This is a genomic window from Acidimicrobiales bacterium (genome assembly GCA_035316325.1).
Taxonomy (GTDB): domain Bacteria; phylum Actinomycetota; class Acidimicrobiia; order Acidimicrobiales; family VFJN01; genus DASXTK01.
In genome coordinates this window covers 1-13,049 of record DATHJB010000192.1, presented here as the reverse complement: position 1 = coordinate 13,049, position 13,049 = coordinate 1, and the positions used below count along the sequence as shown (strand labels likewise).

Annotated in this window: 15 protein-coding genes; 3 read left to right on the top strand and 12 right to left on the bottom strand. The window is 70.1% G+C overall.

Annotated features, from left to right (window positions below):
• Positions 1–734 (top strand): hypothetical protein (locus VK611_25845; protein ID HMG44784.1); only part of this gene is annotated, 734 nt, incomplete at its 5' end.
• A 6-nt stretch (positions 735–740) separates the two neighbouring features.
• Here the strand turns inward: VK611_25845 and VK611_25840 are convergent.
• The 11 genes from VK611_25840 to VK611_25790 form a co-directional block, all read right to left on the bottom strand.
• Positions 741–1,916, bottom strand: coding sequence for an aminotransferase class I/II-fold pyridoxal phosphate-dependent enzyme (locus VK611_25840; GenBank protein HMG44783.1), 1,176 nt, complete (start codon positions 1,914–1,916; stop codon positions 741–743).
• Between the two features lie 53 nt (positions 1,917–1,969).
• Positions 1,970–2,908, bottom strand: coding sequence for an ROK family protein (locus tag VK611_25835; GenBank protein HMG44782.1), 939 nt, complete (start codon positions 2,906–2,908; stop codon positions 1,970–1,972).
• Complete coding sequence (locus tag VK611_25830) at positions 2,908–3,930, bottom strand: hypothetical protein (GenBank protein ID HMG44781.1); 1,023 nt, start codon at positions 3,928–3,930, stop codon at positions 2,908–2,910. The genes VK611_25835 and VK611_25830 overlap by 1 nt, the downstream gene beginning before the upstream one ends.
• A gap of 285 nt (positions 3,931–4,215) precedes the next feature.
• On the bottom strand, positions 4,216–4,503 hold the full coding sequence (locus VK611_25825; GenBank protein ID HMG44780.1) for a hypothetical protein: 288 nt from the start codon (positions 4,501–4,503) through the stop codon (positions 4,216–4,218).
• Positions 4,500–5,666 carry an ArsA family ATPase gene (locus VK611_25820; protein HMG44779.1) on the bottom strand — a complete coding sequence of 389 codons (1,167 nt, stop codon included), beginning with the start codon at positions 5,664–5,666 and terminating at the stop codon, positions 4,500–4,502. Before VK611_25820 ends, VK611_25825 begins: the two co-directional genes overlap by 4 nt.
• A gap of 6 nt (positions 5,667–5,672) precedes the next feature.
• On the bottom strand, positions 5,673–6,116 hold the full coding sequence (locus tag VK611_25815; GenBank protein HMG44778.1) for an SRPBCC family protein: 444 nt from the start codon (positions 6,114–6,116) through the stop codon (positions 5,673–5,675).
• A 65-nt stretch (positions 6,117–6,181) separates the two neighbouring features.
• Positions 6,182–7,300, bottom strand: a complete 1,119-nt coding sequence (locus VK611_25810; protein ID HMG44777.1) for a glycosyltransferase family 4 protein — start codon at positions 7,298–7,300, stop codon at positions 6,182–6,184.
• Positions 7,297–8,448, bottom strand: a complete 1,152-nt coding sequence (gene queG, locus VK611_25805) for a tRNA epoxyqueuosine(34) reductase QueG (protein HMG44776.1) — start codon at positions 8,446–8,448, stop codon at positions 7,297–7,299. The genes VK611_25810 and queG overlap by 4 nt, the downstream gene beginning before the upstream one ends.
• Before the next feature lie 8 nt (positions 8,449–8,456).
• Positions 8,457–8,648: a hypothetical protein gene (locus VK611_25800; GenBank protein ID HMG44775.1), complete on the bottom strand. Its 192-nt coding sequence runs from the start codon at positions 8,646–8,648 to the stop codon at positions 8,457–8,459.
• 274 nt (positions 8,649–8,922) lie between these two features.
• A complete protein-coding gene (locus tag VK611_25795) occupies positions 8,923–9,417 on the bottom strand; it encodes a hypothetical protein (protein HMG44774.1) in 495 nt (164 codons plus the stop codon).
• A complete protein-coding gene (locus tag VK611_25790; protein ID HMG44773.1) occupies positions 9,414–9,899 on the bottom strand; it encodes a hypothetical protein in 486 nt (161 codons plus the stop codon). The genes VK611_25795 and VK611_25790 overlap by 4 nt, the downstream gene beginning before the upstream one ends.
• Before the next feature lie 530 nt (positions 9,900–10,429).
• Between VK611_25790 and VK611_25785 the strand changes: the two genes are divergently transcribed.
• Positions 10,430–11,050 (top strand): hypothetical protein, encoded by a 621-nt coding sequence (locus VK611_25785; protein HMG44772.1) that lies wholly within the window; start codon positions 10,430–10,432, stop codon positions 11,048–11,050.
• Positions 11,051–11,096: 46 nt separating this feature from the next.
• Here the strand turns inward: VK611_25785 and VK611_25780 are convergent, their stop codons facing one another.
• Positions 11,097–12,062 (bottom strand): hypothetical protein, encoded by a 966-nt coding sequence (locus tag VK611_25780; protein HMG44771.1) that lies wholly within the window; start codon positions 12,060–12,062, stop codon positions 11,097–11,099.
• A 46-nt stretch (positions 12,063–12,108) separates the two neighbouring features.
• On the opposite strand from VK611_25780, the gene VK611_25775 reads away from it, so the two are divergent.
• Complete coding sequence (locus tag VK611_25775) at positions 12,109–13,047, top strand: hypothetical protein (GenBank protein ID HMG44770.1); 939 nt, start codon at positions 12,109–12,111, stop codon at positions 13,045–13,047.
• Positions 13,048–13,049 lie beyond the last annotated feature (2 nt).

The window sequence follows — 13,049 nt, the reverse complement described above, 5'->3', positions numbered from 1 at the left end:
CCGTGGACCCGCCGCCGCTCAGCCGTCGGACCCCTGGCGAGTCACCGTTCGACGCACCCCCGGCCGGCCGTCGCTCCGGTCCCATCGACGACCTGCCGACCGAGCCGGTCCCGTCGCCGGCGGCGTTCGACCGCCCACTCGGTTCCCCCGAGGATCCCGGGCTGCCGCCACTCGGGGCCCTGTTCGACGACGACGACGCCGCCGACGACTTCTTCGACCTCGACGGCCCGCCGCGTCCGGCCGATCGCCGCTCGGCTGCCCTGTTCGACGGCACCCTCGGCCCCCTCGACCCGCCCGCCGAGCCGGGCTGGCCCCAGCCGGCACCGCCCCTGCCGACCCGCGGCGAGCGCCCCCCGGCCTCCGGTGACGACGCCACTCCCCCGCCGCCGCTACCCCGCCGCGACGAGCCCGGCCCCGCCGCCGACACCCCCGCCGACACCCCCGCCGCCACTGCCAGCGGCCTGCAGCGACGGGTGCGCGGTGCCCAGATGCCGGCCACCGAGCCCGTCAACCTCCGACGGGGGACCGGCAAGCGTCAGGGCCCGCCCAGCCGCGGCGACGACGCCTCCCGCCCGGCCAAGCGCCCGCCGAACGGGGAGCCTCCCGAGCCGAACGGCGACCACCGCGCCGCCGACCAGGTCTACGGCTTCCTGTCGAGCTTCAGCGCCGGCGTCCAGCGCGGCCTCGACGAAGCCAAGCGCCCCGAGTCCGACGACGAGGACGACGACCGCTAGGGAGCGTTACCCGAGCTTGGTGAGGGTGCGCCGCAGGTTGCGCATCGCCTGCTGGATCCGCTGCTCGTTCTCGATGAGCGCGAACCGCACGTAGCCCTCGCCCCCGGGGCCGAAGCCGATGCCCGGTGACGTCGCCACCTGCGCTTCCTTCACCAGCATCGACGCGAACTCGACCGACCCCAGATCGGCGTAGGGCTCGGGGATCGGCGCCCAGGCGAACATCGTGCCCCGCGGCCGCGGGACCTCCCAGCCGATGCGGTGCAGGCCGTCGATCAGGGCGTCGCGGCGGCCCTGGTAGACCTTGCCGACCTCCTCGGGGAAGTCGGGCTCCTCCCGGAGCGTGACCGTGGCGGCGATCTGGATCGGCTGGAACGTGCCGTAGTCGAGGTACGACTTGAGCTTGGCGAGCCCCTGCACCACCTCGCTGTTGCCCACCAGGTAGGCCACCCGCCAGCCGGCCATCGAGAACGACTTGGTCATGGAGTACAGCTCGACCGCGCACTCCTTGGCGCCCTCGGCCTGCAGGATCGACGGCGGCTTGTAGCCGTCGAAGCCGAGCTCGGCGTAGGCGTTGTCGTGCACCACGACCACGTCGTGCTCCCGGGCGAAGTCGACCACCTGCTGGAAGAACTCCAGGTCGACGCAGGCGGTGGTGGGGTTGTGCGGGAAGCTCAGCACGATCACCCGCGGCTTGGGCAGCGAGTACTCGTAGGCCTCGCGCATCCGCTCGATGAAGTTGCCGTCGGTCGACATCGGGATCTCGCGGGCGGCGGCCCCGGCGAGCAGCGGGCCCCAGATGTGGATCGGGTACGACGGCGACGGCACCAGCGCGGCGTCCCCCGGCCCCAGCAGCACCCACATCAGGTGGGAGAAGCCCTCCTTCGACCCGATGGTGGTGATGACCTCGCGCTCGGGGTCGAGGTCGACGTCGAAGCGGCGCTTGTAGAGCTGCGCCACGGCCTCCCGCAGCTTGGGGATGCCGCGGCTGGCCGAGTAGCGATGGTTGCGGGTGTTGTGGGCGGCTTCGCAGAGCTTCTCGACGGCCAGCTCGGGCGACGGGATGTCGGGGTTGCCGAACCCCAGGTCGATCACGTCGATGCCGGCTCGCCGGGCCTCGATCTTCAGACCGTCGATGATCGTGAAGACGTACGGGGGAAGACCCGTGATGCGGCGAAGCTCCATGGATCAACGGTAGCGCTACCCGTTCACCCGGTCTTCACCCGTTTGAGGCACGACTACAGGAGCGCGGCCCCGATGGCCCCCGCCCGCTCGCCCAGCTCAGCCGCCACGATCTCGACGTCGGTCCGCTCGTCGTAGGTCATCACCAGCTTGCGGTAGTGGTCGCGCACCGGCTGCAGGAGCGGGTCGCCGATCTCGATGAGCCCGCCGCCGATCACCACCACGCCCGGGTCGAGCAGTGTCACCAGGCTGCCGATCCCGGCCGCCACCCACCAGGCGAACGACCGCAGCAGGTCGAGCGCGTCCTGGTCACCCTCGGCCGCGGCCTGGGCCACGTGCTCGCCGCGCATGGCGGGGACGTCGCCCCCGGCCAGCGCCAGCGAGCGGTCGAGCCGGCCGGCCTCGGCGGCATCACGGGCCAGGCGACCCAGCCCACTGCCCGACGCCATGCGCTCCCAGCAGCCACGACGCCCGCACGGGCACAGCGGACCGTTGGGATCGATCATCATGTGGCCCGCCTCGCCGGCGAAGCCGTGGGTGCCCCGCTCCAGCTCGCCGCCGACGACGATGCCGGCGCCGATGCCGGTGCCCAGCGCGATGCACAGCGCGTCGGCGAAGCCCCGGGCGGCCCCGGCCTTGTGCTCGCCCCAGGCGGCGCAGGTGGCGTCGTTGTCGACCGCCACGGTCAGGCCCAGCCGCCGGCTCAGCTCGGTGCCGACGGCGACGTCCCGGAGGTTGGGCAGGTTGGGACCCACCCGGAGCACGCCGTCGCGGTTCACGAGGCCGGCGATCCCCACGCCCACCGAGGTGACCGGATGCTCCTGGGCCAGCTCCTTCACCACGCCGGCGATGGCGTCGAGCACCTGGGTGGAGCCGACCGGCGTGGGGACGCGGTGCTCGCCGAGCACGGTGGTCGGATCGTCGGGATCGACGGTGACCCCGAGGATCTTCGTGCCGCCGATGTCGACCCCGGCGACCACCCGCCCGGGTGCCATCAGTAGCGGAGGAACGCGCCGATGCGTCCCATCACGTCGAGGTCGGCGTTGTCGACGCAGATCTCGACGCGGCACGACTGGGCCATCGCCGCCTCGACCGTCTCCTCGACGATGTCGTCGACCTCCACCATCTCGGCGCCGCAGCGCTTGCACGTGCGGCCGACGGCGGCGTGGTTGTCGCAGCTGTTGCAGCGCCAGCCCGGCGCTGTGAAGCCGCGGGACACCACCAGCTGGTCGACGCGGCGGGTCGCCAGGGCGTCGAGCACCGCGGGGAGTCCCTGCACGGCCCGGCCGCCGGACGCCGTGGCGTCGCGCAGCCGGCCCACGAGCGCGGCCTCGCGGCTGCGCTCGATCTCGCACTCCACGTCGTGGGCCGCGGCGAGCACCTGGTCGTGGGCGGCGCCGACGGCCACGTCGGGGCGCTGCGGGGCCAGCCGGGCGGCGAGGTAGGGGTGCAGGTGGGCGGGCAGCTCGTGGACCAGGGGCTCCGGCGCCCCGACCACGAGGTGGGCGAACGGGTGCTGCTGGAAGACCTCGAAGGCGACCTTGGCGGCGCTGCGCAGGTGCTGCTGGACCCGGGCCTCGACGTGGTGGGGGTGGTCGCCACCCCGGTCGAGTTGGCCGCGGGGGCCCTCGTCGCGGGGCAGGGCGTCGAAGCGCTCGGAGTGCTCCACCAGCTCCCCCAGCGCGAACACGTACATCTGTGCCCGCTGGCGGTCGGCGAGCAGCACGCCGATCGGCTCGTGCTCCCGCAGCACGCTCTCGAGCTGGCCGACGGCGGGCACGTGGTTGATGACCACCTGGCTGTGCACCGGCACCGGTAGCTCGATCACCTCCCACAGATCGAGGTCGGCGCAGGCGAAGATCGCCACGCCCCGGGTGCGGGAGCGGTCGATGCCACCCCGGACGAAGCGCCCGATCCGCTGGAGGTCGTCATGCACCGACTGCTCACCGTTCGCCCGCACCTTGGCGTCTCTCAGCAGCAGGTCGACCTCGTGCTCGAGGTCGGGGTAACGAGCCAATCGCCGACCGTCCACGTCGAGGTAGCACGAGGTGATCGGTGTTCGCTCCCCTCTGATCGCTGCCAGCTCCCGGATCGCGGATTCGGTGATGACCGCCACGGCGCCTCCTGGGGATCGGTTGAGATCTGAGGAATGCCCGGATGGTAGGCCACCGAACCCGCACATCGCTCAGGTTCGACCACCCAGAGTGCAACAACCCCCAGCTCAGGTGACCGAAACCTGACCACCCCTCCCCCACCCCCGGCGCGACACGTCAGGCGCTGCGTCGGGTGGCCTGCGGCGGGGTCAGGTGACCGGGATCTGCTGGACCTCGGAGTCGCCGTCGGCGTCGTCGCCGTCGGCGGTGTCGGGTGGGGGTTGGCGGCGGGTGGGGACGACCGAGCGGACGAAACCCGTCACGGAGTCGGCGACGCCGGTCAGCGACGCGACCGTGTCGGGGTCGTCGACCAGGTCCTCGGCCACGTCGAGAGCCGCCCGGGCGGCGGCGATCAGCTCGCGGGCCGCTGCCTGCAGGTGCTCGATCCCCTGCCGCGCCCGCTCCTGCGCGGCGTCGATGTCTTCGTCTCGGCTCAACGGAAGCTCACCTCCAGATGTCCGCCTTCCAGGTGTGCCCCGGTCACCTCGCGGTGCGCCAGGGTGTCGGGCAGCGTGATGGCCCGGCGGTACGGTCCGACCCGGACGAGCAGCTCGTCGTGACGTCGACCCAGGTCCAGCTCTTCCTTGCCGGTGAAGGGCAGGTCGATCTCCAGGACGTAGCCGTCGCCCTCCGACCGGGCCCGCAGCGGCGCCCCGCTGTGCATGCGGGCGGTGGGGTCGTCGCCCTCGTAGAGCTCCTCGGCGACCAGGCGGAGGGCGTCGAGGCCGACCGGCTCGTCGGGCTGCCAACCCACGATCAGCACCGGCAGCGGCGCGAAGCCCTGCTCGATCGTGGCCAGGTGCTCCACGTGCAGGTCGCGCCAGCGGGCCATGAACGGGTCCTCGACGGTCTTCGGGATCACCCGGTTCGCGACCACCGCGTCGACGTGGTAGCCGAACAGCGACAGGTAGGTGTGGGTGCGGCGGGCCTCGGCGATCACGATGCGCTCGGGGTTGACGACCAGCCGCACGCTGCTGCGGGCACCGTCGGTCAGGATCTCGCGCACGCCGGCGAGCCGGTCGTAGAAGCGCTGGGTGGCAGCGAACACCCCGTCGTGGGCCACGGGCAGGCTGGTGACCCGCGACAGCACCGGGGCGACCACCCTGTTGACGCGGCGCCCGACCGGGAACAGGCGCTCCATGTAGCGGCTGAGCACGTCGGGCAGCGACAGCAGCCGGACGGTCTCGGCGGTCGGGGCGCAGTCGACCACGACGACGTCCCAGTCGTCCGAGGAGGCGTGCTGCTTGATGTCGGCGAGCGCGAACACCTCGTCGAGGCCGGGCACGACCGAGAGCTCCTCGGCCTCGAGGGCGCCGATGCCCGCCCAGCGGAACACCTCGCCGAGGTAGTGCTGGATCTCGGCCCAGGAGTCCTCCATGCGGTCCTGGGCGTCGAGCTGCTGGCCGTGGAGGTCGGCGGCGATCCGGACGGGCTCCGGCCCCAGCTCGACGTCGAGGGCGTCACCGAGCGAGTGGGCCGGGTCGGTGGACAGGACCATCGTGCGCAGGCCCAGGTCGGCGCAGGCCACGGCGGTCGCGGCGGCGGTGGTCGTCTTGCCGACGCCCCCCTTCCCCGTGAACAGCAGGACCCGCGCAGCCACAGAGGTTCAGTTCTCGAGGAAGTCGCGCAGCTCGCGGAGGGCGGTGTGGATGATGCGACCCTCGGCCCGCCGCTTCACGAACCCGGGCAACGGCACGACCAGGTCGACCGTCAGGTTGTAGACGACGCTGGTGCGTTCGGGATCGCCGTCGACCGGCAGGAGCTCGTAGGAGCCGTCGAGCTTCCGGGTGACGTCGCTCTCGGCGACCTTCCAGGCCAGGACCCGGGGAGCCTCGGTGTAGTCGTAGCGCAGCGTGTAGTTGGTGCTGCGACCCATCGCGGCGGCTCGGTAGGCGACCAGCAGCCCGCGCCCCTCGCTGTCGCGCTCGAGCACGGACACCGATTTCAGGTCGTGCGCCCAAACGGGGTAATCGGGGAAGTTCGTCAGCACGTCCCAGGTGCGGGCTGGCGATGCGCCGACGACCATCTGCTGCGTCGCCTGGTCAACCATCGGCCGCGACCCTAGTACCTCACTTCGCTGCGGCCTCTCACCCTCACGCCACCGTCACCTCGGGATCACCACCTCGCCAGGACCTTGCCGAGACGCTCGGCGAGCACGTCGTGCGAGAGGTCGGCGACGGCTCGCGCCCGGGCCGCCCGACCCATCCGCTGGCACAGCTCCGGGTCGTCGAGCAGGCGGACCAGCGCCGCCGCGACCGCCCGCGGCTCGTCCGGTTCGGCGACCACCAGGCCGGTCACGCCGTCCTCGACGGCCTCGGCCGCTCCCCCGCTGTCGCCGGCCACCTGCGGCACGCCGCAGGCCGCCGCCTCCAGGAAGACCATGCCGAAGCCCTCCTGCTCGAGGCCGGCCCAACGGTTGCGGCAGAGCATGGCGAAGACGTCGGCGGCGCCGTACAGCGCGGGAAGGTCGGCATCGGGCACCCGCCCGAGGAGCCGCACGGGAGCGCCCGTGCGGGCCACCAACCGTTCCAGCCGGCTGCGGTCGCGGCCGGACCCCCCGATCGCCACGGTCAGGTCGGTACGGTCGCCCCCCAGCTGCGACGCCGCCTCGACGAGGACGTCCATGCCCTTGCGGGGCACCAGCCGGCTCAGGCTGACCACCAGCCGGCCCTCCTCCGGGAGCCCGAACCGGGCTCGGGCCGCCCGCCGCTCGGCGTCGGACAGCGGCACGAACCGCTCGACGTCGACGCCCGGAGGCACCACCGTGACCGGCAGCGAGCGCCGCGCCGCCCGTTCGGCCTCGGCGGCCGGGTAGCCGCCGGCCGCCACCACCTCCCGGGCGCCTCGCAGCACCCGGGCCAACGCCTGCCGGCCGCCGGGCAGCCGCCCCGGCACGGTCACCTCGGCGCCATGGAGCACCACGCCGTAGGGGGTCTCCAGATGCGGCCCGATCAGCCCGACGGGCAGCGCTGGATCGAGCAGCACCAGACCGGCCCCCGTGCGACGGGCCAGCTCGTCGACCCGCCGGACCAGCGACGGCCTCGGGAGCAGGACCTTCTCGCGCACCCGCTCCACGGCGAACGGCTGCGCCGCGTCCCACTCGGCCGCGCCCTCGTAGGGCGTGGTGAGCACGGTGAAGGTCGAGGGGTCGAGCCGCCGCCACAGCTCCCACAGGTAGGTCTGGATGCCGCCCAGCTTCGGCGGGAAGTCGTTGGTGACCAGCAGGTGGGTCACGACCGCACCTCCACCGGAGCCGCCAGCTCCTCCCGCACGAACGGATCGTCGTCGTCGGGCATCACCAGGTCGGCCCGACCCATCCGCCGCGCCGCCCACACGGCATGCCCCCGGACGAGGGGATCGTCGTCGGCCAACGCCGTCCGCACGGCCTCCACGACCTCGGGCCGACCCGGATCGCCCACGTTGCCCAGCACCACCAGGGCGTTGCGCCGCAGGTACCGGGCCTGCCGCCGAGCGACGTACCAGCGCCCGTGCCGCGCCAGCAGCTCCTCGTCGGTGGTCCCCAACATGCCCAACAGATCGACCTCCGCCTCGACCTCCCCGCCGGCCTCGGGGAGTGAGTGGCGGGCGGTGCGGCGGTTGGGGGGACAGACCTCCTGGCAGTCGTCGCAGCCGTAGATGCGGTCGCCGAGGGCGGCCCGGTGCTCCCGGGGGAACGGGCCCTCCATCTGCAGCAGCCAGGCCAGGCAGCGGCGGGCGTCGACCACACCGGGCTCCACGATCGCTCCGGTGGGGCAGCCGTCGAGGCACCGGGTGCAGCTGCCGCAGCCGTCGGGCACCGGGTCGCTGCCCCCCGCCCCCGCCGGCACCAGCGGAGCGTCGGTGACGATCGAGCCGAGCACGAACCAGCTGCCCTGCCCGGGGAGCAGCAGGTTGGCGTTCTTGCCGTACCAGCCCAGGCCGGCCCGCCGTGCCGCCTCCCGGTCGACGAGGGCGTTGTCGTCGGCCAGCACCCGGGTGCGCCAGCCCTCGTCGCGCAGCCGTTGGGCCACGACCGTGAGCGCCGCGCGCAGCTCGCCGTAGTAGTCGGTCCAGGCGTAGCGGGCGACCGCACCCACCGCCCGGCCGTCGTCCGTCCCCGGCGCCGGAGGAGCCGTCCGGAGGTACGACCGGGCCCCCACCACCAGGGCTCGGGCGTCGGGCAGCGCCCGGGACGGGTCGCTGGAGCGGGCCGGCTGCCGGTAGGTGAACGCCATCCCGCCGTGGAGGCCCTGGGCTTTGCGCCGCTCCAGGTGGCGGCGGGTGGATGTGAACGGCTCGGCGACTGTGACCCCGACCGCGTCGAGGCCACTCGCCCGGCCCAGGTCGGCGAGCTCCGCCGCGTCGGGGACGCGACGAGCACGCACGGCGGTCGGCGGGGACATCACGTCATTCAACCAGTGCGCCGCACATGGCGCAGCTCAGGGACGAGGCCGGCACCCGACAGCAGCCGGAGGGCACGGGCCTCGGCCACGTCGATGACGATGGCATCGTCGGGTTCTCGTGAGCAGATGTAGCTGACGATGCAGTCGCCGCAGGCCTCGGTCTCTTGCAGCACACAGTCGTCACAGTCGATGCGGAGCATGTCAACGACCATAAGGAGGGGGTGTGACAGTTAAGGCGAGGGGGGTCCGCCACCAGGGTGGACCCCCCTCTTCTACGTCCTGACCAGGGATCGGCAACGCGCTCGGACGCGGCCGATCGGGGTCCGACGCGGCGGCTTGCCTCACGGCTGCCTCACGACCGTCCGCTATTTCCGCCCTGCTCAGGGGTCGGCTGGTCGATCGTTCGGCCCTTGTCGTAAGACCGGGCGATGTTGGCCACGCTGCCGGCGGAGTTGTCGCGTCGGAGGCTTATCGCTATCTCGGCGGTGCCGCAGCCAACAGCCGATAGGCCACCTCTTGGAACGCAAGGTTGGCCTCCGTCAGCCGGGCATCGGCCGCGGCGTGGCCAGCTTCGTCCTGTTGGACGGCGTTGACTATGCACGCCATCGCCGCCTGACCAACTTCGCCGGCCACCTCAGCCAGCTCGGGCGGGCCGAGAACGCCGAGGCGGTTCACTGCTGCTTGGATGGGTGTCAGCCCTTCGACAACGGCCCTTGCCCGTTCGTCGTCTGGCCGGTCCCGGGGTAGCAGGTGCTCCCAGAGCTTGCTGCGGTGGCCCACCGTGCTCGCAGAGTCCAGCAGGTCGGTCGACGCTGTGAAGCGTCGTTCGAGGAGCCAGTCGGCATGCTGCTGGGCCACGTGGGCGGCTGCCTGCCGTCGGGCGTGCCGGCCAGCCAGGTGCGCCGGGCTCAGGCCGGCCAGCACTCCCGTTGTCCCGACGATCACCGCCACCCACAGGGTGTCGTTCATGGCTCGGGTAGCGCGGCCGGGCCTGCCTGGCGCACGCCCTCAGCGTCGATGTACTTGTCGGTGTCGCTGAACCGTCCCCAACGGGCGAACTGGGCGAGCACCGGCCGGCCGATCGTGCGGAGTTCACCGGCGAGCTTGGCTCTGGCCACAGGCTTGTACCTGCTCAGTTGGCCTTGTGCCCGGAGATCGGGACGAAGGCCGACCAGTGCTCGATACGCGACATTCCGGTCAGCGGGTAGGACGTGCACGATGCACCGGTCAAGGATCGACGATCCGGACGCCGGAGTCGGCTGGGGCGGCTCGAAGTAGGAGCTGAGCCGCAGTTCGCGGTCGAACTCGGCCTCAGGGGAGTGAGGCGTCTTGTTGTCGAGCTGCTGGCACAGGTTGCGGACGACCTCGACCGCCTCCGCGGTCAACTCGGCCTCGCTGAGGTCGAAGCCTGCTCGCCGGACGATGATCCTCACGAAGACCCGCTCGTCCATGTGGGATGGAAGCCGAAACGCCGGCCCGACCTCCCAGCCGATGACGCGACCGCTCCACGTCATCGCTCGCCTCGCACCGTGATGACGACGTCCGCAGTCGAAGGTGACGTATCGCGCAGCACTATGCGCCTCCTGCTCGGCCAAGGCCCCGCCACCCAACATCTCAGCACTCGTTCACGCACAAACGGGGGATGGGCGCCAGACGCGGCCGCCCCAAGTCGCCTGCATGGCCCCTGTAGCGGCGCTCAGGCGAGCCCGCGACGCCGGAGCAGGACCTGAATCCTCGGGTCGTTCACCCTCCGCATCTTGCGGGTGTCGTACACGACACGGCCGCCCGTGAACCCCTTCCGCCTGTGCGGCTCGACCTGCCAGGTGCAGGTCGGCGCCTCGTCAGTATCGCCGGTGTACTCGCTGGCTAGGCAGATGGGGGCATACCCAGTGTGGTCACGGGTCACGGCCTCCTCGGTCTCGCCCCCGGCCCCACCATTCCCCCGGCGGTCGCCCGCTCGCCGATGGGTACCGTCCGGGGCATGGCCGCGCCTCCCACCGTCGACCGGTTGCGAACCTATGCGATGGAGCATGTCGCCTACGAGGTGGCGGCGCTGGTGGACCAGGTGCAGCGGCTGGCGGCCGTGCGTGATGACGTGCTGGCCAATGCGCTGCTCGAATCCAGCCTCACCCACATCCGTGTGCTGGACGATTTCTTTCGGTATGAGGCCGAGCGGCTGCCGCCGGCCTGCATGGACTGCGGCTACCAGTCGCCGAATCCGACGAACGACGACGTCACGGCACGCCACTACCTGGCGACCTGGGATGTCACGGACCCTGAGCACCGCGTGCTGACTAGCGGCCTACGCAAGCGGCTCAACGCGCAGCTGCCGCACCTCGCGCTTCGTCGCACAGGCAATGAGCCATGGAGCATCGGCCCCTTGGCGATCAGAACCTGCAAGATCGTGCTGGCGTTCGTGGGCCAGCTCAGAGCCGCCGACGCCGACCGGGCAGCGTGGTTCGACAAGGCCACTCTGCGGGCTGTGGAGTTAACACGACCGGGACCAGCGCTAACGGCAGTGAATACGCTAGTGGCGTCGACTACCTCGTTCTCGTCGGCCCCGACTGTCAGCAGGTTCCTGCCGCAGCCGCCGACTCGGTGAGGCAACGCAGCAAGGCGACCATCACCGGCAACAGCGCTGAGTCTGGCTAGGCATCCTGAATCCAACCCGCTCCCTCTGTGCACGACTCGCCTAGAGGGCAGTAGCGGCACCGCCAGCCCGGGTTGATGGCCGGGGGCCGACCCTCGGCTAGCTCAGCCATACGACGCACGCCGCCGGCCACCCGACGCGCCGCGGCCTCCAGCTTTCCTTCGTCAATCGTGTCGGCCACAGCATGCTGCGACTCTGCGTACCAGGTAACTACGCGGAGAGGTGCCACTCCGACTTGAAACAGTTCAAGCAAGGCTGCGTACCAGCGGTTGTATCGCTCCTCTTCCTCATATTCCCGCCCCGGTCGCACGTCGAAGAGAACAACGGATGACATTGGGACCCCACCTTGAGGCCTCGGCTGACCGAACTTGAACCCGACTTTGTAAGTCAGTATGAGACGCCCGCCGAATAGCTTGGATCGCAGGCTGCTGTGCGCGCGGACAGGCTTCGGATCAATATCGAGTGGCCAGCCCTCCTCGAAGGCATGGACAACATCTAGGACACCTGCTGCGACGTCAGCTCGGCCACCCGATGAGAGCCCCGCGATGAATCTGCCGAGCTTGTCATCTTGCTCACTCAACTCGTCGAGCACTTCATGGATTGCCTCAACGGGATTCCAGTCCCGCTCGACGGAAGGTCGTTGGTCGCGGAAGTACCACCGACGCAGCATCGTCCCCGCCAGACTGCCGCGGGCCTTCTGAGGCGTGTACTCAAACGGGACATCTTTCGTCTCGACGTAGTTCGCCTCGCATGCGAGGACATCCGCCAGGTCGATTCGATCGATAGTCAGAGGATGTCGCCGATCGCGTGCTTCGATCGCATCTAAGGCCTTCTCTCCAATTTCATCCAAGAGGAGACCCTTGAGCCGTGCCGACAAACTCATGTCGCTTGGACGTGGAGGAATGTCGAACCCGAGAGCAGCCCGCATGTCGGCCTGAAGGGGGGTATCGCTGATGTCGGTCACTAATACCTCGCCTTGACCCGCCGTTCCGACGATGTAGCGTCTACAAGTGTCGGAGTCTGATGAACATCGATTTCTATCAGAGTTGGCGGTGGACTACTTGGAGCGCGCTGCCTCCACTCGCCTCTACTCATTCCTGGAGAATGACCGGAAGAAGTTCGACTTCGGGTGCTGCCTCGAAAGGGACTGGACAAGGCCGATAATTGGTCAGACCCTCTGGAAGCACCCGGAAGGTGTAGACAAGGACCTTCGGACGCTGCTGGCAGACCCCGATGCCGAGGTGTGCATCTACATCGCCCGCCACAGCGTGAAGGCCAGAAATGTCTGGGCCGAGGGCATCAATGACTATCGACGCGGAGTGCCCGGAGCAAAGTTGTACAGGCTGCGACCGATCTGGATTCCCGGTGACTTCGACCTAGGTTCCGACCTGCACCGCCAAGTGGTTTCGGACTTAGTGGTCGATCGACTGTCATCAGACGTTCTGCTGAACGTGATACTGGGAAATCTGAACCCAGAGGCGATTCGGCACTTCGTAGCCTCATCGGGCAGGGTGGGTCTTGACCTCGCGATCCTCCATAGAATCTCGATACTAGGGTTCGTCAACGTTCCACGACTGGCCTCGCAATTGGATGCGTCTAGGTCGTCTCTTCCTGAACGTCTAACTCGGTTGACTGGGTGTGGGTTCTTAACCCAACCGTCGTCGAGCGCCTCGTTCTACTACGTCTCACTACGAGGTCGAGTGTTCCTTGAGCTATGTAGGGAGGTCCTGGCTGGAAGAGAAGACGATGCAGAGTTGAAACGCATTCTGGAGTTGCTGAACCTTGTGAACGGCACCGAACGTCGTCACCTTGACGCGCTGCTCTTCCGTGCAGAAGCGGCCGTCTCTGGGTTTGGCGTTGAGCTGCAGGAGCTGAATTACTTCAGGTACTGGGAGTCCGACATCTGGCCGCCGGACACGCCTCGTCCTGCTGGGTTCGGTGACAGCTGACC